15 protein-coding genes are annotated in these 18,890 nt (G+C 68.0%); 10 read left to right on the top strand and 5 right to left on the bottom strand.

Going from position 1 to position 18,890, the window contains the following annotated elements; translation table 11 throughout:
* Positions 1 to 43: 43 nt before the first annotated feature.
* The 6 genes from BLR02_RS24965 to BLR02_RS24940 all read left to right on the top strand — a co-directional run bounded on the left by BLR02_RS24965 (position 44) and on the right by BLR02_RS24940 (position 6,300).
* Positions 44 to 1,246: an amino acid ABC transporter permease gene (locus BLR02_RS24965; RefSeq protein ID WP_090567427.1), complete on the top strand. Its 1,203-nt coding sequence runs from the start codon at positions 44 to 46 to the stop codon at positions 1,244 to 1,246.
* A gap of 122 nt (positions 1,247 to 1,368) precedes the next feature.
* A complete protein-coding gene (locus BLR02_RS24960; protein WP_090665055.1) occupies positions 1,369 to 2,499 on the top strand; it encodes an amino acid ABC transporter permease in 1,131 nt (376 codons plus the stop codon).
* 13 nt (positions 2,500 to 2,512) lie between these two features.
* A complete protein-coding gene (locus BLR02_RS24955; protein ID WP_090567421.1) occupies positions 2,513 to 3,298 on the top strand; it encodes an amino acid ABC transporter ATP-binding protein in 786 nt (261 codons plus the stop codon).
* A 96-nt stretch (positions 3,299 to 3,394) separates the two neighbouring features.
* A complete protein-coding gene (locus BLR02_RS24950) occupies positions 3,395 to 5,281 on the top strand; it encodes a potassium transporter Kup (RefSeq protein ID WP_245704944.1) in 1,887 nt (628 codons plus the stop codon).
* 63 nt (positions 5,282 to 5,344) lie between these two features.
* Entirely contained in the window at positions 5,345 to 5,710 is a 366-nt protein-coding gene (locus tag BLR02_RS24945) for a hypothetical protein (protein ID WP_090567417.1), read from the top strand.
* Positions 5,711 to 5,793: 83 nt separating this feature from the next.
* Complete coding sequence (locus tag BLR02_RS24940) at positions 5,794 to 6,300, top strand: YciE/YciF ferroxidase family protein (protein ID WP_090567413.1); 507 nt, start codon at positions 5,794 to 5,796, stop codon at positions 6,298 to 6,300.
* A gap of 258 nt (positions 6,301 to 6,558) precedes the next feature.
* Here the strand turns inward: BLR02_RS24940 and BLR02_RS24935 are convergent, their stop codons facing one another.
* Together BLR02_RS24935 and ctaD are read right to left on the bottom strand one after the other, a co-directional pair.
* A complete protein-coding gene (locus BLR02_RS24935) occupies positions 6,559 to 7,869 on the bottom strand; it encodes an NAD(P)/FAD-dependent oxidoreductase (RefSeq protein ID WP_090665054.1) in 1,311 nt (436 codons plus the stop codon).
* Positions 7,859 to 9,457 (bottom strand): cytochrome c oxidase subunit I, encoded by a 1,599-nt coding sequence (gene ctaD / locus BLR02_RS24930; protein WP_090665053.1) that lies wholly within the window; start codon positions 9,455 to 9,457, stop codon positions 7,859 to 7,861. The genes BLR02_RS24935 and ctaD overlap by 11 nt, the downstream gene beginning before the upstream one ends.
* A gap of 102 nt (positions 9,458 to 9,559) precedes the next feature.
* On the opposite strand from ctaD, the gene BLR02_RS24925 reads away from it, so the two are divergent.
* Complete coding sequence (locus BLR02_RS24925; RefSeq protein ID WP_090665052.1) at positions 9,560 to 12,874, top strand: DEAD/DEAH box helicase; 3,315 nt, start codon at positions 9,560 to 9,562, stop codon at positions 12,872 to 12,874.
* On the opposite strand, the gene BLR02_RS24920 is transcribed toward BLR02_RS24925, so the two are convergent.
* Positions 12,813 to 14,594, bottom strand: coding sequence for an SLC13 family permease (locus tag BLR02_RS24920; RefSeq protein WP_090567403.1), 1,782 nt, complete (start codon positions 14,592 to 14,594; stop codon positions 12,813 to 12,815). The two genes, BLR02_RS24925 and BLR02_RS24920, sit on opposite strands and share 62 nt — an antisense overlap.
* A gap of 125 nt (positions 14,595 to 14,719) precedes the next feature.
* On the opposite strand from BLR02_RS24920, the gene BLR02_RS24915 reads away from it, so the two are divergent.
* Together BLR02_RS24915 and BLR02_RS24910 are read left to right on the top strand one after the other, a co-directional pair.
* Positions 14,720 to 15,079: an HPF/RaiA family ribosome-associated protein gene (locus BLR02_RS24915; protein ID WP_090567400.1), complete on the top strand. Its 360-nt coding sequence runs from the start codon at positions 14,720 to 14,722 to the stop codon at positions 15,077 to 15,079.
* Between the two features lie 13 nt (positions 15,080 to 15,092).
* Positions 15,093 to 16,004 (top strand): cation diffusion facilitator family transporter, encoded by a 912-nt coding sequence (locus tag BLR02_RS24910; RefSeq protein ID WP_090567397.1) that lies wholly within the window; start codon positions 15,093 to 15,095, stop codon positions 16,002 to 16,004.
* Positions 16,005 to 16,062: 58 nt separating this feature from the next.
* On the opposite strand, the gene BLR02_RS24905 is transcribed toward BLR02_RS24910, so the two are convergent.
* Complete coding sequence (locus BLR02_RS24905) at positions 16,063 to 17,268, bottom strand: MFS transporter (protein ID WP_090665051.1); 1,206 nt, start codon at positions 17,266 to 17,268, stop codon at positions 16,063 to 16,065.
* A gap of 111 nt (positions 17,269 to 17,379) precedes the next feature.
* On the bottom strand, positions 17,380 to 17,850 hold the full coding sequence (locus tag BLR02_RS24900; protein ID WP_218127504.1) for a helix-turn-helix domain-containing protein: 471 nt from the start codon (positions 17,848 to 17,850) through the stop codon (positions 17,380 to 17,382).
* A 342-nt stretch (positions 17,851 to 18,192) separates the two neighbouring features.
* Here BLR02_RS24900 and BLR02_RS24895 point away from each other — a divergent pair, with 342 nt between their 5' ends.
* On the top strand, positions 18,193 to 18,714 hold the full coding sequence (locus BLR02_RS24895) for a Dps family protein (RefSeq protein WP_090567516.1): 522 nt from the start codon (positions 18,193 to 18,195) through the stop codon (positions 18,712 to 18,714).
* Positions 18,715 to 18,890 lie beyond the last annotated feature (176 nt).

Genomic DNA, 18,890 nt, shown 5'->3' with positions numbered 1-18,890 from the left:
CCGGCCCCGCCTTCCCGCTAGCGGCCTGGAACGAGAGGGCGCCATGTCCCAGACCACCATCGACCCACGCTCGCTGCGCACCCCGCCCCGGCGGCCGCTGCGGCTCTCCTGGTCCGACGAACGGGTCCGCGCCATCGTCTGGCAGATCCTCGTCGTCGGCATCATCGGCGCCATCGTCTGGTGGTTGTGGTCGAACACCGTCCATAATCTCGAGGTCCGGCGCATTGCCACCGGCTTCGGCTTCCTCAGCCGCGAGGCAGGCCTGCCGATCGCCGAGAACCTGATCCCCTACAGCCCGACCGATACCTATTTCCGCGCCCTCCTCATCGGCCTGCTGAACACGTTGAAGGTCGCCGTCGTCGGCATCGTGCTCGCGACCATCTTCGGCACGCTGATCGGCATCGCCCGGCTGTCGAAGAACTGGCTGCTCAGCAAGATCGCCGGCGTCTATATTGAGGTGATCCGCGACCTGCCGCTGCTGCTGCAGCTGCTCTTCTGGTACGCCATCCTCCAGGGCCTGCCCGGGCCGCGCCAGGCGCTGCACCCGGTGGATGGCGTCTTCCTCTCGAACCGCGGCCTCAAGCTGCCCTGGATCGAGTGGCAGGACGCGCATTCCTATGCGCTGCTCGCTTTCGCCCTTGGCGCGCTCTTCACCTGGTTCTACCGGCGCGACGCCATCGCCAAGCGCATCATCGACGGCAGGCCGCGGCCGGTCTGGCCGATGGCGCTTGGCTGCATGCTGGTGCTGCCGGTTGCTATCTGGGCCGCCGCCGGCGCGCCCTGGACGGTGGACTGGCCGGAGCTGCGCGGCTTCAACTTCCGTGGCGGCCTCAACATGTCGCCCGAGTATTTCGCCCTGCTGCTGGGCCTGACCACCTACACGGCCGGCTTCATCGCCGAAATCGTCCGCGCCGGCATCCTCGCCGTGCCGCATGGCCAGTGGGAGGCGGCGCAGGCGCTCGGCCTCCGCCCCGGCCAGGTGCTGAAGCAGGTGGTGCTGCCCCAGGCGCTGCGCGTCATCATCCCGCCGATGACCAGCCAGTACCTCAACATCACCAAGAACAGCTCGCTGGCGGTGGCCATCGGCTACCAGGACATCGTCTCGATCGCCAACACGACGCTGAACCAGACCGGCCAGGCGATCGAGGGCATCGCCATCATCATGCTGGTCTATCTCTCGATCAGCCTGTCGATCAGCCTCTTCATGAATTGGTACAATGCGCGCATCGCGCTGGTGGAAAGGTGATGGCGATGCGCGCATTGCCTTTGTTTCGCTTCGTCGGCCTGACGGCCGCCAAAGCCTCGTTCTACTCCGCTGGCCCGAGGGCCAGCGGAGCAGCCCGACCTGATCTGGTGGAGCGCTGAGCCATGAGCGACATCACCCTCAATGCCAGCGCCAAGGTCGCCGAGGCGGTGCCCCGTAGCGCCCCGATCTCCCAGGTCGGCTTCGTCGGCTGGTTGCGGACCAACCTCTTCTCCGGCTGGCTCTCGACCGCGGTCACCCTGGCGCTCGGCTATCTCATCATCCGCTGGGCCATCGGCTTCGTCGACTGGGCCATCATCAACGCCGTCTGGTCGGTGCCGAACAACCAGACCCAGGCCTGCCGCGACCTGCGCGGCACCGGCGCCTGCTGGGCGGTGGTGACGGAGAAGCACCGCTTCATCCTCTTCGGCACCTACCCCTATGAGGAGCACTGGCGCCCGGCGCTCTGCATCGCGCTCTTCGTCGGGCTCTACATCGTCTCCGCCATGCGCCGCTTCTGGCGGAAAGAGCTGGCGCTGATCTGGGTCGGCGTGCTGACGCTGATCGGCGTGCTGATGTGGGGCGGCGTGCTCGGCATGCCTTATGTGCCGCAGGAGCGGTGGGGCGGGCTGGTCATCACCCTGATCCTGGCGACCTTCGGCCTGGCGCTCGCCTTCCCGCTCGCCGTGCTGGTGGCGCTCGGCCGGCGCTCGAAGCTGCCGGCGATCAAGGCGCTCTGCGTCATCTATGTCGAGCTGATCCGTGGCGTGCCGCTGATCTCGCTGCTCTTCATGGCGAGCGTGATGTTCCCGCTCTTCCTCCCCGAGGGCATGAACATCGACAAGCTGCTCCGCGCCCAGATCGCCATCATCCTCTTCGCCGGCGCCTATCTGGCCGAGGTGGTGCGCGGTGGCCTGCAATCCCTCTCCAGGGGGCAATACGAGGCAGCCGATGCGCTCGGCCTCTCCTACTGGCAGAAGACCGGCTTCATCATCCTGCCGCAGGCACTCCGCCTCGTCATCCCGCCGCTGGTCAACACCTTCATCGGCTTCTTCAAGGACACCTCGCTGGTCCTGATCATCGGCATCTTCGACCTGCTGACCGCGGGCAAGACGGCGATCATCGAACCCGCCTGGCAGGGCTTCGGCATCGAGGTCTACCTGACCGTCGGCGCAATCTACTTCATCTTCTGCTTCGCCATGAGCAAGTACAGCCAGAGCCTGGAGGCGGAGCTCAACCGCCACCGCCGGCACTGAGGGGAACCCAACGATGAGCGAGACCCTGGATCACATCGCCTCGGCGGCCCGGACGGATGCGCCGCCGGCCATCCTGCTCGACAAGGTCAACAAGTGGTATGGCGCGCTGCATGTGCTGCGGGACGTCTCCCTCAGCGTCGCGCTCGGTGAGCGGGTGGTGGTCTGCGGCCCTTCGGGCTCCGGCAAGTCCACCATGATCCGCTGCATCAACCGGCTGGAGACCCATCAGGAGGGCAAGATCCAGGTCAACGGGATCGAGCTGTCCGATGACCTGAAGGCGCTGGACGACATCCGCCGCGAGGTCGGCATGGTGTTCCAGAGCTTCAACCTCTTCCCGCACCTCACCATCCTCGAGAACTGCACCCTCGCGCCGATCTGGGTCCGTCGGATGCCGAAGAAGGAGGCCGAGGAACTGGCGATGCACTACCTGACCCGGGTGCGCATCCCGGAGCAGGCGAAGAAATACCCAGGCCAGCTCTCCGGCGGCCAGCAGCAGCGCGTGGCCATCGCCCGCGCGCTCTGCATGAAGCCGAAGATCATGCTCTTCGATGAGCCGACCTCGGCGCTCGACCCGGAGATGATCAAGGAGGTGCTGGACACCATGGTCAGCCTCGCCGAGACGGGCATGACCATGATCTGCGTCACCCATGAGATGGGCTTCGCCCGGCAGGTGGCCGACCGGGTGGTGTTCATGGACCGCGGCGAGATCGTCGAGGTGGGTGCGCCGAACCACCTGTTCGAGAACCCGCAGACCGAGCGGCTGAAGACCTTCCTCAGCCAGATCCTGCGCGGGCATTGAGGCCCAGGCCGGCCCTGCCCGAGGGGCCGGCCCTTGCATGCCAACCGGCAGCGGGCCTATGCGTTACGCCCCCCTGAACCCCCGGGCCCTTAATCCTTGCACGCATCATCCGAGGCCGGCCAACGGCGCGACCTGACCCCCGCCCTGATCCTGGGCGTGCTCGGGGTCGTCTATGGCGATATCGGCACCAGCCCGCTCTATGCGCTCAAGGCCTCGGTGCTGCATTTCGCCGCCGATGGCGTCGAACGGTGGGAGGTGCTCGGGCTGCTCAGCCTGATCTTCTGGTCGCTCATCCTCACCGTCACGGTAAAGTACGTCGTCTTCGTCCTCCAGGCCGACAACAAGGGCGAGGGCGGCATCCTGGCGCTGATGGCCCTGGCTCAGCGCTGCGCCCGGACGGAGCGGGGCCGTTGGTGGGTGGCCCTCGTCGGCATGGCAGGCGCCTGCCTGTTCTTCGGGGACGGTATCATCACCCCGGCCATTTCGGTGCTGTCGGCGGTGGAGGGGCTGAAGGTGGTCTCGCCGGCCTTCGAGGAGGCGGTGATCCCGCTCTCGGTCGTCATCCTGATCGGCCTCTTCATCGTGCAGTATCGTGGCACGGGCAGCATGGGAGCGATCTTCGGCCCCATCTGCGCCCTGTGGTTCGCGCTGATCGGGACGCTCGGGCTGATCGAGATCGTGCGGGAGCCGGAGGTGCTGGTCGCCCTCTCGCCGAGCTATGCCATCCATTTCTGCGCCGTCTACCGGCTGGCGGCCTTCATCGCCATGGGCAGCGTGGTGCTGGCGGTGACGGGGGCGGAGGCGCTCTATGCCGATATGGGCCATTTCGGCAAGCGGCCGATCAAGATGGCCTGGCTGTATTTCGTGCTGCCTTGCCTCTCACTCAACTATTTCGGCCAGGGTGCCTTGCTGCTGTCGAACCCGGCCGCACTCGAAAATCCGTTCTTCCTGCTCGCCCCGGAATGGCTGCGGCTGCCGCTCGTCATCCTGGCGACGGCCGCGACCATCATCGCCAGCCAGGCCATGATCTCCGGCGCCTATTCCATTGCCCGGCAATGCGTCCAGCTTGGCTTCTGCCCGCGTCTCGAGGTCCGGCACACCAGCGAGACGGAGGAGGGGCAGATCTACCTGCCGCAGGTGAACTTCGCCCTGCTCATCGGCGTCGTCATCCTGGTTCTGGAATTCCGCAGCTCCGACAGCCTCGCGGCCGCCTATGGCATCGCGGTGACGGGCACCTTCGTCTGCACGTCCTGCCTTGCCGTGCTGGTCTTCAGCCGGCAGTTCGGTTGGTCGATCCCGCTGGTGGCGGCCGTCTTCGGCCCGCTGCTGGCGCTCGACCTCGTCTTCTTCATCTCCAATGTGTTGAAGATCCCGGATGGCGGCTACGTGCCATTGGTGCTGGGCGGTATCCTGATGCTGCTGATGAACACCTGGTACCGGGGCCGGCAGCTGCTGTTCGCCCGTTTCCGGCAGGACAGCCTGCCGCTGAAGAGCTTCCTCGCCAGGCTGCCGCAGAGCCGCACCATTCGCGTCCCCGGCATCGCCGTCTTCATGACCGGCCAGGCGGATTATGTGCCCGGCGCCCTGCTGCACAACCTCAAGCACAACAAGGTGCTGCATGAGCGGGTGCTCTTCGTCACCGTGCTGAACGAGGACGTGCCCCAGGTCGGGTCCGAGCGGCGGCGGGAGGTGCAGGAACTCGGCGCCGGCATCCACCGCGTCATCCTCCGCTACGGTTTCCAGGAAAGCCCGAACATACCGCGCGATTTGGAAAGCCTGCGCGAGGACGGCGTCGCCTTCGACCCGATGCAATCGAGCTACTTCCTGGGGCGGGAGACGCTGGTGCAGGCGGTGGTGCCGAAGATGTCGCGCTGGCGCCAATGGCTCTTCACCCTGATGTCGCGCAATGCGGTTCCGGCGACGGAGTTCTTCCGTATCCCCTCCGACCGAGTGGTGGAGCTCGGCGTCCGCGTCGCGATCTGAACCAATCCGATCCTTCTGCGTTACGGCGTGTTGCCGCCGCGATACGGAAGGATGATGCCATCGATGCCCCTGGTGACCCTGGTGCTGGCCAATGGCCCCGGCTTCCCGCAGGGCAGCGCGGACCATCGCTATGAAATCTCCGTCACGCTGACCCCGGGCGGTCACCTCGATCCTGCCGCCTGGCTGGCCGATCCGGCCCCGTGGCCAGCCGTCCGTGCCTGGCCTGGCGGGGCGCCGCGCCCCGGTGACGTACAATGGGACGAGGATACGGGCTGGTCGCTCCGCTTCTTCCCGACCGAGGGAGAGGGGCCGGATGCGCCATTGCAGGCGATCATCCGCCATACCGGGCAACTCCGCCCTGGTGAATACGTCACCATCCGCGAGCTGAACGGCCGTGACTACGGCTACCGGGTCGTCGGCGTGGGCTGAATGACGTTCCGCCCGCCATGGGCAACTCGCCCGGGCCTGGCCCCGTTCCTTCCCTGCGGTACTTCTACCGAAGGAAAGCGATCATGGCGGAGACGATCCAGGACCTGCTCGAACTGTCCCTGCAGGACACCTACAGCGCCGAGAACCAGATCCTCGCGGCCCTGCCGGAACTGGAGGACGCAGCCACTTCCCCCAAGCTGAAGCAGGCTTTCCGCGAGCACCGCGAACAGACGGAGCGTCAGGTGGAGCGCCTCGAGGAGGTCTGCGAGATGCTTGGCATCGAACCGGATGGCGAGAGCTGTGCGGCCATGGAGGGCCTCGTGGAGGAAGCCGATGACCTCATGGAGGAGCTGGAGGAGGGCCCGGTGCTCGATGCGGCGCTGATCGGCGCGGCCCAGAAGGTCGAGCATTACGAGATGGCAGCCTATGGCACCCTCTGCTCCATGCTCAAGAGCATGGGCCAGACCAAGGCGGTCGACCTGCTGCTCCAGACATTGAAGGAAGAGAAGGATACCGATGCGCTGCTCACCCAGCTCGCCGAGCAGGAGGTGAACCCAGCGGCCATGCAGACCCTGCCGGCGAAGGAGTAGAGTGGCGGCACACGCGGCGCCGCCTGACCGCGTGAGGAGGCGACTGTGCCACCGTCTTAGCTGCTCCCGGCGATGGCTGGCGGGCCGGCTACGGCACGGGGCAGGACCGGTGGGTGAAGCTTCGCCCGCCAACTCCGACGGGACCATCCCTAACAGCGCTTGATGAAGCGCCCGCCCTTCTTGCGTACGGCGAAGGCACGACCGGGCGCAATACCAGCCATCAGATCACCTCACAGGCGCCGGACCAGGCTACCGTTTTCAGGCTTTCTCGAGCGCCCGCGCCTGGCCGGGTACCGGCGCGGCATTGCCGCCCAATGGCTCCCGCCCGGTGATGAGCCGGGCACCACGTTGGAAGGTCAGGTAGCTCCAAAGCCACTCGAAGGACACAACGACCCGGCTGCGGAAGCCGATCAGGTACCAGACATGGGCGATGCCCCAGAACCACCAGCCGATCAGCCCGGTAAGGCGAATGCTATCCAGCGCCACTACGGCGGAACGGCGGCCGATGGTGGCGAGATCGCCATGGTGGCGGTAGCGAAAGCCGGGCGATGCCGGGCGCCCGGCGGCGCGGGCGGCGAGCAACCGGCCGACATACTGCCCCATCTGCTTTGCCGCCGGCGCATTGCCCGGCACCGGCTTGCCCTTCGCATCCATGACCGAGGCGGTATCGCCGACCGCGAAGACATCGACCTGCCCGGGGACGGAGAGATCAGGTCTGACCTTGATCCGCCCTGCGCGGTCCCGATCGGCGCCGATCCAGGAACCAACCGGCGAGGCGACGACGCCCGCCGCCCAGACGATGGTGCTGGCGGCGATGCGCTCCTCACCGCATTCGACCCCGGTGGGGCCGCAGCCGGTAACGCGCATGCCGGTCAGCACCTGCACACCCATCCGCTCCAGCGACTGCCGGGCAGTGGCACCGAGTTCCTCCGGGAAGGTCGCCAGTACGCGCGGCCCGGCCTCGATCAGCACGACGCGCGCCGTGGCGGGGTCGATGCGGCGGAATTCCTGTGGCATGGCGTGGCGGGCAAGTTCCGCCATGGCGCCAGCCAGCTCGACACCTGTCGGGCCACCGCCGATGACGACAAAGGTCAGCAGGCGACGACGCTCTGCCTCGTTCTCGGTCAGTTCGGCGCGCTCGAAGGCGAGCAGCAGGCGGCGGCGGATATCGGTCGCGTCTTCGATCGCCTTGAGGCCGGGCGCGACCGGCGCCCAGTCGTCGCGGCCGAAATAGGAATGGGTGGCGCCGGTGGCCAACACCAACGCGTCATAAGGAATGCGCAACTCATCTCCCGCCAGCACCTCGCGGGTCGTGGTGTCGATGCCGGTCACCTCGGCCATCATCACCTGCACATTGCGCTGGTTCCGGAAGATGGTGCGTACCGGCCAGGCGATGTCGCCGGGCGAGAGCGCCGCCGTCGCCACCTGATACAGCAGCGGCTGGAACAGGTGGTGGTTGTGCCGGTCGATCAGCGTGACCTCGGCCGGCGCCCGGGCCAGGGCGCGCGCCGCTTCCAACCCACCGAAGCCGGCGCCGAGGATGACAACGCGGAAGGGCTTACTGGACACGCGGCAATTCCTCGAAGCTGTGGAAGGGGGGCGGGGATGGCAACTTCCACTCCAGCGTCGTCGCACCCTCGCCCCAGGGATTGGCCGCCGCCTTCTCGCCCGCGGTTAGCGTACGGATGACGACCAGGAGAAAGATGAGGAAGGAGGCGGCGGTGATGTAGGAGCCGAGCGAGGCGATGAAGTGCCAGTGCCAGAAGGCGTCAGGGTAATCCGGATAGCGCCGCGGCATGCCCTGGGCGCCGAGGAAGTGCATCGGGAAGAACAGCACGTTCACGCCAACCAGGAAGGTCCAGAAATGCAGCTGGCCAAGCCGCTCGGGGTATTGCCGGCCGCTGATCTTGCCGATCCAGTAGTAGAAGCCGGCGAAGATGGCGAAGCCTGCCGCCATCGCCATCACGTAGTGGAAATGCGCCACCACGTAATAGGTATTGTGCAGGATGACATCGACACCGGCATTGGCCAGCTTCACCCCGGTAACGCCACCCACGGTGAAGACGAAGATGAAGCCGATGGCGAAGAGCATCGGCACCCGCAGGCTGATGGAGCCGCCCCACATGGTGGCGATCCAGGAGAAGACCTTGATGCCGGTCGGCACGGCGATAACCATCGTCGCCGCGGCGAAATAGGCGCGTGTATCGACCGAGATCCCGGAGGTGAACATGTGGTGCGCCCAGACCACGAAGCCCACCACGCCGATCGCCACCAGCGCATAGACCATGCCGAGATAGCCGAAGATCGGCTTCCGCGCGAAGGTCGAGACGATGTGGCTGATGATGCCGAAGGCTGGCAGGATGACGATATAGACCTCCGGGTGGCCGAAGAACCAGAACAGGTGCTGGAACAGCACCGGGTCGCCGCCGCCCTCCGGCTTGAAGAAGGCGGTGCCGAAATTCCGGTCGGTGATCAGCATGGTGATGGCGCCGGCCAGCACCGGCAGCGAGAGCAGCAGCAGGAAGGAGGTGACGAGCTGCGCCCAGACGAAGAGCGGCATGCGGTGCAGCGTCATTCCCGGGGCACGCATGTTGAAGATGGTGGTGATGAAGTTCATCGCGCTCAGCAGCGAGCTGGCACCCGAGAGGTGCAAGGCGAAGAGCTGCAGATCCATCCCGATATCGGGGTGATAGGTTTCCGTCGAGAGCGGCGGATAAAGCGTCCACCCTGCCCCGGCGCCACTGCCGATGAAGAGGCTGCCATAGAGCAGCGCAATACCCGGGATCAGGAGCCAGAAGCTGATGTTGTTGAGCCGTGGAAAGGCCATGTCCGGCGCGCCGATCATGATCGGCACGAACCAATTGCCGAAGCCCCCGATCAGCGCTGGCATCACCACGAAGAAGATCATCGTCAGCCCATGCACGCTGACAAAGGCGTTCCAGGCCTGGCCGTCGGCGAAGATCTGCATCCCCGGCTCAGACAGCTCGATCCGCATCAACACGGACATCCCGACGGCGACCAATGCCGAGAGGATGGAGAAGATCAGGTACAGGGTCCCGATATCCTTGTGATTGGTGCTGAACAGCCAGCGCGCAACGAACCCAAGGGTGTGGTCATGATGCGCGGCGGCGTGCCCTCTGGCGAGCGGCTTGTCCATGCAGACAACTTCCTTCGGGTGGGTCCAGCCCGCTAACGCGAGGCGGTGCCGGCGGCCGGATGAACAGGCTGCGATTGCGCTCGGCGAGCATTCCGCTGCTGCATGCAGCCTTCCCTTCGAAGCGGCGTTGACCGCATCCGCTTCGAGGAGCAGCGCGTGCCAGCCCAGCTCATTGCCGAACCTGAAGGGCTGCTCGCGGCCCGCCTCGTCGAATGGATGACGGAGCGCGGCGAGGCGGGCCTCATCGTCATCGCGCGAAGCGAGGGGAGGGCCGGCAGGCTGCACCGCGCCGTGCACGCCCTGGCGCCAGCCGGGGCGCAGGTCCTGCTGCTGCCGGGCTGGGACTGTCTGCCCTATGACCGTGTCTCCCCCTCGCGTGCCGCGATGGGCGCCCGCATGGCGCTCTCGGCTGGCGTGCCGGACGGTGCGATGCGGCTGCTGATTGCCTCGGCAGAGGCCGCCAGCCAGCGCCTCCCGCGACCAGGGCCGGGCAGCCGGTTGCGCCTCGCCCTGGGTGATGCGCCCGAACCCGAGGCGCTGCGCCGGTTGCTGCTCCGCCTCGGCTATTCGCTGGAGGACCGCGTGGATGAGCCGGGCGAGGCGGCACTGCATGGCGAGGTGGTGGATCTCTGGCCGGCCGCGGGCGAGACCGCCTGGCGTCTGCGCCTGGAGGGGGGACGCGTAGCCAGCATCCACCGCTTCGATATCCTCAGCCAGCGCAGCCTGACGGAGGAGGCGGACGCCCTGGAGGCCGGGCCGGCCTCGGAGGTGATGCTGGCGGAGGATGACCCGTTGCTGGAGGCACGTCCGCCCGGGTTGGAACATGCCCTGCCCGCCCATGCCGGGGCGCTGATGGCGCCGCTTGACCTGTTGCCGGAGGCGGCGGTGCTGCTCGATGACGGCGCCGAGGCAGCCCTGGCGCAGCGGCGGGCGGAGGTGGCGGAGGCTTTCCGCACCCGCATCACCCTCGCATCGGACGGGCCGGCGCTGCCGCCGCCTGGCGCGCTCCATCTGGACGAGGCAGCCTGGAACGCCGGGCTCGCTGGCCGGGATGTGGTGCGGGTTGCAGCGGCGGATGCCTCCCCTGCCCTGCCGCCACGTTTCGTCGAGGATGAGGATCCGGAGGGCGCCTTCCTCGCCTATGCCGGGGCGAAGCGCGAGGCGGGGCAGCGCATCGCCATCGCCGGGCCACGAGGACGGGGCGCGCGGCGGCTCACCCGACAAATGGGGGAGGCGGTGGCGGTGGCGGACTGGCCGGCGCTGCTGGCCCTGCCGCCCGGCAGCATCGCCCTGATGGCCGCGGATGCCCCGGGCTTCGAAAGCGCGGAAGCCGTGGTGGTGCCCTATGCCTCGATCCGCCCCGGCGGCGGGACGGCCGGGACGGATCGCGGCGCCGAGGCGCTCTTCGCCGCCAGTGCCCGGCTGCAGCCGGGCGATGCGGTGATCCATCTCGACCATGGGCTCGGTGCGCTCGAGGGCGTGGAAGCGGTCGATACCGGCGAGGCGCGGATGGACTGCCTGCGCCTGCGCTATGCCGATGCCACGCGGCTCGTGCCTTTCGACGAATTCGGCCGGGTCTGGCGATACGGGGCGGAGGCGGAGGGGCTCTCCCTCGACCGCCTGGGAGGCGAGGCCTGGGCGAAGCGTCGGGTGGAGGCGGAGGCAGCAGTGGCCGAGAGTGCCCGTGCCCTGCTCGCCCTGGTCCACGCGCGAGAGGCGGCGCGGGCGCCGGTGCTGCGTGCCCCGGGCGAGGCTTATGCCCGCCTTGCCGCCCGCTTCCCCTATGAGCTGACCGAGGATCAGGCGGCGGCCTGCACCGCGGTGCTCGGCGACCTCGCCTCCGAGCGGCCGATGGACCGGCTGGTCTGCGGCGATGTCGGCTTCGGCAAGACCGAGGTGGCGTTGCGGGCTGCGGCGGTGGCGGCGCTCGCCGGCCACCAGGTGGCGCTGCTGGCGCCGACCACGGTGCTGGTGCGGCAGCATCTCGAGACCTTCCGCCGGCGCTTCGAAGGCTTCGGCCTTCGCATCGAGGCGCTCTCCCGCCTGACCCCGCCGGCCGAGGCGCGGGAGATCAAGGCCGCCATAGCCAGGGGAGAGGTCGCGATCGCCATCGGCACCCAGGCGCTGGCGGCCAAGGGCATCCGCTTCCACGACCTCGCATTGCTGATCGTCGATGAGGAGCAACGCTTCGGCGCCGCGCAGAAGGAGCAGCTGAAGCGCCTGCGCATGGCCGAGGGCCTGCATGTCCTGACGCTGACGGCGACGCCGATCCCGCGCACGCTGCAGGCCGCGCTGGTCGGGCTGCGCGAGTTGAGCATCATCGCCACCCCGCCGGCCCGGCGCCAACCGGTGCGGACGCTGCGGGCGCCGATCGAGGATGCCCTGCTGGTTGGTGCCTTGCGGCGAGAGGCACGGCGCGGCGGGCAGAGCTTCTGCGTCTGCCCCCGCATCGAGGATATCTCGCCGATGCGGGCGCGGCTGGCGGCACTGGTGCCGGAGCTCAGCCTGATCGAGGCGCATGGCGGGATGCCGGCGGCGGATGTCGATGCGGCCATGCTGCGCTTCGCCGAGGGCGAGGGCCATGTGCTGCTCTCGACCAATATCGTCGAGGCAGGGCTCGATGTGCCGCGGGCCAATACCATGCTGATCTGCCGGGCGGACCGGTTCGGCCTGGCGCAGCTGCACCAGTTGCGCGGACGGGTCGGGCGCGGACGGGCCCGCGGTGTCGCCTACCTGTTGACCGAGCCCAAGATACGGATCGGCGCGGCGACGGAGCGGCGGCTCGGCATGCTGGAGGCGCTGGACCGGGTCGGTGCCGGCTTCGCCATCAGCGCCCGCGACCTCGACCTGCGCGGTGCCGGCGATCTGCTCGGGGAGGACCAGGCGGGGCATTTGCGGCTGGTCGGGCTGGAGCTGTACCGACACCTGTTCGACCGTGCCCTGGCCGAGGCACGCGGCGAGGCACCGCCGGAAGCCTGGAGCCCTGTCCTGGCGATCGGCATTGATGCCGCCGTGCCGGCGGAGCATGTGCCGGAGGAAGCCCTGCGCGTCAGCCTCTACGGGCGTCTGGGCCGGATCCTCCGTACTGGCCATGCCGCCGCGGTGGAGGCGCTGGAGGATGAGATGGAGGACCGCTTCGGCCCGGCGCCGGCGCCGCTCGCCAACCTCTTCGCGCTGACGCGCCTTGCCGTCCGCTGCCGCCAGCTCGGCATCGAACGGCTGGAGGTCGGGCCGCAGGCCGCGGCGGCGACGCCACGCGGGCAGAAACCCGGTGAGGGCCGCCTGCTGCTGCGCCGTCCCAGCGAGACAGCGGAGGAGCGGCTGGCAACGGCGGAGGCGCTGCTCGCCTCCATTATCAAGGCGCGTGGAGCGGCCAGACCAGTGCGATCATCGGCACGCCGACGAGCAGCACGATGAGGGAGAGCGGCAGGCCGAGGCGCCAGTAGTCGCCGAACCGGTACCCACCGGGGCCCATCACCAGCGTGTTGCACTGGTGCCCGATGGGGGTGAGGAAGTCGCAGGCGGCCCCCAGCGCGACGGCCATCAGGAAGGCGTCCGGACTCATCTCCAGCCGCTGCGCCAGGCTGCCGGCGATGGGGCCGAGCATCAGCACCGTCGCGGCATTGTTGAGAAAGGGCGTCACTGCCATCGACGCCACCATGATGAGGCCCAGCGCGCCCATCGGCGGCAGGTGCTCGATGGCGCCCGAGAGCCAGCCGGCGATCAACTCCGTCCCACCCGTGCTGTGCACCGCCTCCGAGATGGGGATCAGCGCACCGAGCAGCACGATCACCGGCCATTCCACCGCGTTGTAGGCCTCCTGCGGCGTCAGCGCGCGGACCAGCAGCAGCAGCACGGAGGCGGCGAAGAAGGCGACGGCGACAGGCACGAGGTTCAGCGCCACGGCACCCATCGCCACCGCGAGAATGATGACGGGAATCCAGCTCCGCCGGCTGCGGCCGAGGGCGATGCCACGTTCGGTCAGCGGCAGGATGCGCAGGGCGGCCAGCGTGTCCGGCAGGCGCGCGGCCTCGCCCTTCAGGATGGCCACGTCGCCGCGGCGGAGCTTCAGCGTGTTCAGCCGTTCGGCGATGCGCGAGCCGCGCCGGCTGACGGCCAGCAGGCTGACGCCGAAGCGGCCGGCCAGCGAGGCGCCGGCAGGCGTCGCCCCGACCAGCGGCGATTCGGCGGTGATCACGCCTTCGACCACCGCCTTCTCGTCCTCCGGCACATCCTCGCCACCGGTCGGCTTCTCGCCGACCAGGATGAGCCCGGCCCGGGCGACAAGGGCTTCCAGCTCCTCCGGGTCCCCCTCAAGAATCAGCAGGTCGCCGGCCTTGAGTACGACTTCCCCAGGCGGTGTCTCACGGCGGAAGCGATCGCGCAGCATGGTGGCGACGGTGACGCGCTCCTCTCCCATGGCGACGAGCTCGGCGATGGTCTTGCCGACCATCGGGCTTTCGGCGGGCACCCGCGTTTCGGTCGTATAGGCCTCGATCGCCATGGCGGCCTGGCCGGCGGTGCCCTGTCGTCCGCGTGGTAATAGCCGCCAGCCGAAGGAAAGGAAGATAAGGCCGGCCAGTGCCAGGGCCGCACCGACCGGCGCATAGTCGAACATGCGAAAAGGTTCGCCGGTGATCTGCTCCCGTACGCGAGAGACGATGATGTTGGGCGAGGTGCCGATCAGCGTGACAAGGCCACCGAGCAGCGAGGCGAAGGCCATCGGCATCAGCAGCGCCGAGGGCGAGGTGCCGGTACGACGGGCCAGCTGCAGCGCCACCGGCATGAAGATGGCAAGCGCACCGATATTCTTCGTCACCACCGAGGCGGCCATGACGGCGGCAACCAGGACCGGTACCTGGGTACTGACGCTGGTCAGGTGAGGCAGGACCGGCCGCATCAGCCGCTCCACCGCGCCGGAGCGGGCGACCGCGGCACTGACCAGCAGGGCGGAGGCAACGATGACGATGATGTCGTCGCTGAATCCGGTGAAGGCGCCGTGCGCAGGTACGATGCCGGTTACAAGTCCGGCGAGCAGGGCCAGCATGGCTACCAGATCGTAGGGCAGCCGGCCCCAGGCGAAGAGGCCGACGGTCACACCGAGGATGCCGAAGGCGAGGGCTTGGTCGAGAGTCACAGGCTGCCAACCCGCCCGTGCCGCTGCGGTTCCGTACCGGCCTGCAACGGGCATGGCCGGAGGACGTTCGCCCTGGATACGCCCTGGGGGTGTGTCCCCTGGGCATCAGCGAGAGAGGGAGACGAATGCGCCCCACCGAGGACAATGCAGCAGACAGCCCAAACATCGCCATCCATGGCCATCAGATGGATGTGGGCGAGGCGCTGCGGACTCACGTGACCGAGAAGCTGACCTCCGTAGGTGAGAAGTATCTCGGCGCCCAGGACATGACGGCGCGCTTCTCCCGCACCGGCCATGGCGGCTTCGCCTGCTCGGTCCGCATCCATGCCGGGCGAGACCTGTTCTTCGACGGCTCGGCCGAAGCGGCGGAAGCGCCGATCGCCTTCAACCATGCACTTGAGCACGTGGCGAAGCAGCTGCGCCGACGGAAGCGGGAGTTGCGCGAGGACAAGCCGGTGAACCCGGACAAGGAAGGCCTGCTCTGACCGGCTGCGGCTGATGGCGCACGGGGGCTCCCGCCGGGTCATCTTCGCGGCCCTGGCGGGCAACCTTGCCATCGCCGCGACGAAATTCGCCGCCGCGCTCTTCACCGGCTCCAGCGCCATGTTGAGCGAGGCGATCCATTCCTCGGTCGATACCGGCAACCAGGGGCTGCTGTTGGTCGGGCTGCGGCGAGCGGCACGGCCGCCCTCGCCGCGGCATCCCTTCGGCCACGGAATGGAGCTGTATTTCTGGGCCTTCGTCGTCGCGCTGATGATCTTCGCATTGGGTGGCGCGGTCTCGATCTATGAGGGCTGGCGGAAATTCATGACGCCGGAGCCGGTCGAGAATGCCTGGGTCAACTTTCTCGTGCTGGGCGCCTCGATGGTGTTCGAGGGCTTCTCCTTCCGGGTCGCCTGGCAGGAATTCCGCCGCAGCCATGTGGGGGAACCTTTCCTGCATGCCCTCAGGGCGAGCAAGGACCCTGGTGTCTTTGCCGTTCTGCTTGAGGATGCGTCGGCATTGGCAGGCCTCGTCATTGCCACGGTCGGGCTTGGGCTCGCCGAGTGGCTGCAGATGCCGGCGCTTGATGGCGCCGCCTCCATCGGCATCGGCCTGTTGCTGGTGCTGACGGCCGCCTTCCTCGCCAACGAGACCCGCAGCCTGCTGACTGGTGAGGCAGCCTCGCCACGTCTCGTTGCCGAGGTGCGGCGGACCCTCACCGCGGACCCGCGGGTGAAGACGGTGGATGAATTGCTGAGCATGCATCTCGGCCCTGCCGAGGTGCTGCTGGCGGTGACGATCGACCTGGAGGATGGCCTGCCCGGCGGCGAGATCGAGCGCGCTGCACGCGAACTGAGCCACCGGATCGAGGATCGCCACCCGGAGGTGACCCGCATCTTCCTGCGGCCGAAACGCCTCCCAGGCTGAGCGCCACGGCATGCGGCGATTGGATCGGGCATGAACGCAACGGCGCTCCGCAGCCGCTTTACGAAGCGTCCGCTTTGGCCTTGCGCGCCGTCATCTCGAGCGCCAGGGCGAGGGCGGCCAGGGCAGCGCCGAAAGCGCAGACCGCGCCCCATCCAGCCTGGCGCCAGGCCATCATCGCCCCGGCGGAGCCGATCGCGCCGCCGATGAACATGCCGGTCATGAAGACGGTGTTCAGGCGGCTGCGCGCTTCCGGCTGCAGCGCATAGATCACATGCTGGTTGGATACGAGCGAGCTCTGCACCCCGAAGTCGAGGATGATGACGCCGAGGACGAGGCCGGCCAGGTTGGTCCAGAATCCGAAGACGCCCCAGGCGACCAGCGTGAGAGCGGCACCGAGGCCGATGACCAGCCGCGGCCCGCGCTGGTCCGCCAACCGTCCAGCCGCCGGGGCGGCAAGGATGCCGACCGCGCCGACGACGCCGAAGAGGCCCGCCACCTCGGCGCCGAGCGTGAAGGGCGGCTGCTCCAGCCGCAGCGCCAGGATGGTCCAGAAGGCCGAAAAAGCGGCGAAGAGCGCAGCCTGCATCAGCGTCGCCCGCCGCAGCGCAGGCAGGCTCCGCCAGAGATGCAGGAGCGAGTGCAAGGCCGCGCCATAGCTGATGGCGGCTGCGGCGGGACGGCGGGGCAGCGTCGCCGCCATCAGCCCGGCGGCGCCGAGTGCGAGAGGCACCGCGAGCCAGAACATCGCTCGCCAGCCCACATGGGCGGAGACGAAGCCGCCAAGTGTCCGGCTGAGCAGGATGCCCGTCAGCACGCCACCGGTGATGAGGCCGACTGTCGCGCCCCGGCGCTCGGAGGCAACGAGGTGGGCGGCGAAGGGAATGATCTGCTGCGCCACTGTCGCGCACATGCCGACAAGCAGCGAGGCGGTAACCAGCACAGGCGCGCTTGGTGCAAGGGCGGCCAGGGCGAGGGCGGCGGCCAACACGCCGAATTGGATGACAATGAGGCGGCGCTGGTCGAGCAGATCGCCCAACGGCAGCAGCAGGAAGAGGCTGACCGCGTAGCCGAGCTGCGTGGCGGTCGGAATCAGCGCAGTGGCATGGGATCCGGCGAAGTCCTGCTCGATAATCCCGAGCATGGGCTGGTTGTAATAGATATTCGCCACGGCAAGGCCCGCAGCGGCGGCCATGGCAAAGGTGGTGCCATGCGTCAGACCGGCCGCGGGCTGGGGCGCGATGCCGTGCTGTAGGCTTGTGCTCATGACATTTGTTCCCCTCGGGCGCCGTGGCTTCTGCCCCATGCTGAGCGACCGCTCGTGGCCCGACACTGACGCGCCAGGCGGTGATGGGTCGCAGCCCCCGATCCCGGAATTCTAGCGGCGGGGCGCCGGCTGGTTGCGGCGACGCCAGGCGAGGGGCGTGTCGCCGGTGATGCGGCGGAAGACACGGGAGAAATGCGCCTGGTCGGCGAGCCCGCAGGCGATGGCGATCTCGCAGAGCGGCATTGTGGTCTCGAGCATCATCGTCTTCGCCCGGTCGATCCGCCGCTCCATGACATAGGTGTGGGCGGTACGCCCGAAGCTCTGCTTGAAGGCGCGGGCAAGGTGGCCGATGCTGAGCCGGACCTCGGCAGCCAGATGCTTCTGCAGGATCTGCCTCTCCAGATGACTGTCGACATACCGGGTCAGCCGGTTCACCTGCCATTGGGCCAAGCCGCCATGCACCACCGGGCGCTCGGCCACCTCCGGCATGTCGAGCAGGCGCGAAGCATGGGCAAGGGCACGGAAGGCCGCATGTCGGTCGCAGGCCAGAAGGTCCTGCGCATCCTGCAGAAGGCGCGACACGATGGCGGCGTTCGTCCCCTGCTTGGGGCCAATGGCGGTATTGAACGTCTCTGCAGACCGGCTGGACATCGTTTTCTCGCTCCATCGGGCATTGGTGGCCTGACGAGAGAAGATTGAGCGCAGAGCAGGCGGCCCTCCACTCTACGGGCATTGGTTTCGACAATCTGTTCGTTGTAGCGCCCCTATACCTGCGTATAGGTCGGGGCATTCCCTGCGGGCTGTGCCTGGGCCCTGCATGTGATTCCGTCCAATCGGGCGCAGCCAGGCAAGAACGGCATGGCAGCCAGTGCTTCGATGGTCCTGTGGGCCTTCGCCCATCCGCTCATCAAGGACCGACGTGACATGACAGAGACGAAGCTGCAGACCCGCCGCCTTGCCGCCTTGCGGACGCCGAATGGACTCTCCGAAGAGGCGCTGCGCGAGGTCCCGGCCGGGCTGACGGCGGTGCTGGCCGATGTGATGGCCCTCTTTGTCAAGACGAAGAATTTCCACTGGCACGTCTCGGGCCCGCATTTCCGCGATTACCATCGGATGTTCGACGAGCAGTCGGCGGAGCTGATGGCGATGGTGGATCCACTGGCCGAACGTGCGCGCAAGCTGGGCGGTGCCACCCTTCGTTCCATCGGGCAGGTGGGCCGCTTGCAAAGCCTGCTCGACAACGACGCCGACTACGTCTCCCCGCAGGATATGCTGGCGGAGCTGCGGGAGGATAACGGCTCGCTGGTATCCCGCATGCGCGCCCTGCATGGTGTCTGCGACGAGCATGGCGACGTCGCAACGGCCAGCCTGCTCGAGAATTGGATCGACGAGGGCGAAGGCCGGGTCTGGTTCCTTTTCGAGGCTGGCCGCCGCGGCAACGGCTAGCTCTGCGGTCTTGGGGTGTGGTGGTGCCTTCTCCCGAAGGCAGCTGGTCTTTGGCGGCTAAGAGCGTATCTCGGTAGGCAGCTTCCCGCCTGATCACTATCTGCCAGGGATGGCGAGAAGGGCTGATCTGAAGACCAAGAGGCGGCGTGTCCGGGATGACGGCTGGCGCCTGCCGG

Source organism: Belnapia rosea (assembly GCF_900101615.1).
Lineage (GTDB): Bacteria > Pseudomonadota > Alphaproteobacteria > Acetobacterales > Acetobacteraceae > Belnapia > Belnapia rosea.
The sequence above is the reverse complement of the archived record's forward strand: the minus strand, read 5'-3'. Positions and strand labels throughout refer to the sequence as shown.

What these genes read in the sequence shown, in the direction of transcription:
- BLR02_RS24965 (WP_090567427.1), top strand. Translation starts at nt 44, where the DNA reads ATGTCCCAGACCACCATCGACCCACGCTCGCTGCGCACCCCGCCCCGG.
- BLR02_RS24960 (WP_090665055.1), top strand. Translation starts at nt 1,369, where the DNA reads ATGAGCGACATCACCCTCAATGCCAGCGCCAAGGTCGCCGAGGCGGTG.
- BLR02_RS24955 (WP_090567421.1), top strand. Translation starts at nt 2,513, where the DNA reads ATGAGCGAGACCCTGGATCACATCGCCTCGGCGGCCCGGACGGATGCG.
- BLR02_RS24945 (WP_090567417.1), top strand. Translation starts at nt 5,345, where the DNA reads ATGCCCCTGGTGACCCTGGTGCTGGCCAATGGCCCCGGCTTCCCGCAG.
- BLR02_RS24940 (WP_090567413.1), top strand. Translation starts at nt 5,794, where the DNA reads ATGGCGGAGACGATCCAGGACCTGCTCGAACTGTCCCTGCAGGACACC.
- ctaD (WP_090665053.1), bottom strand. Translation starts at nt 9,457, where the DNA reads ATGGACAAGCCGCTCGCCAGAGGGCACGCCGCCGCGCATCATGACCAC.
- BLR02_RS24925 (WP_090665052.1), top strand. Translation starts at nt 9,560, where the DNA reads ATGCAGCCTTCCCTTCGAAGCGGCGTTGACCGCATCCGCTTCGAGGAG.
- BLR02_RS24915 (WP_090567400.1), top strand. Translation starts at nt 14,720, where the DNA reads ATGCGCCCCACCGAGGACAATGCAGCAGACAGCCCAAACATCGCCATC.
- BLR02_RS24910 (WP_090567397.1), top strand. Translation starts at nt 15,093, where the DNA reads ATGGCGCACGGGGGCTCCCGCCGGGTCATCTTCGCGGCCCTGGCGGGC.
- BLR02_RS24905 (WP_090665051.1), bottom strand. Translation starts at nt 17,268, where the DNA reads ATGAGCACAAGCCTACAGCACGGCATCGCGCCCCAGCCCGCGGCCGGT.
- BLR02_RS24895 (WP_090567516.1), top strand. Translation starts at nt 18,193, where the DNA reads ATGACAGAGACGAAGCTGCAGACCCGCCGCCTTGCCGCCTTGCGGACG.